Below are 381 nucleotides of genomic sequence, written 5' to 3'. Positions count from 1 at the left end.
AGGAAGGGAAAGAAAGGGAGAAAAAAAGGAGGGAAAGAGAGGAGGAAGGAGAAGAGAGAGGAGGAAAAAGGGAGGGAGAAGAAAAGGGGGAGGGAGAGGAAAAAAAAGGGGAAAGGAAGGAAGAGAGAGGAGAGGAGGGAGGGAAGAGGGGAGGAGAAGAGGAAGGAAAGGAGGAAGAGGAGGGGGAGAGAAGGGGAGGGAAAAGGGGGGAAGAGGAGAGAAAAAGGGGAGGGGGGGAAAGAAGGAGAAGGGGAGGGGGGGAAGAGGGGGGAGAAAAAAAGAAAAGGGGGGGAGAAAGGGGAGGAAGGGAGAGAGAGGAGGGGAAAAAAAGAAAGGGGGGAAGAAAGAGGAGGTATCTTTCTATAATTTAAAAAGTGCATA

1 protein-coding gene is annotated in these 381 nt (G+C 51.4%); it reads left to right on the top strand.

Features of this window, described 5'->3' with window-relative positions:
• Positions 1-366, top strand: a 366-nt coding sequence (locus tag NR125_RS30325) for a hypothetical protein (RefSeq protein WP_256816892.1), incomplete at its 5' end; no start/stop codon positions are given.
• Positions 367-381 lie beyond the last annotated feature (15 nt).

The organism is Cytobacillus sp. Bac17 (assembly GCF_024519925.1).
GTDB classification, from domain to species: domain Bacteria; phylum Bacillota; class Bacilli; order Bacillales; family Cytobacillaceae; genus Cytobacillus; species Cytobacillus pseudoceanisediminis.
Note: the sequence above shows the minus strand (reverse complement) of the source record. Positions and strands in the feature narration are given on the sequence as shown.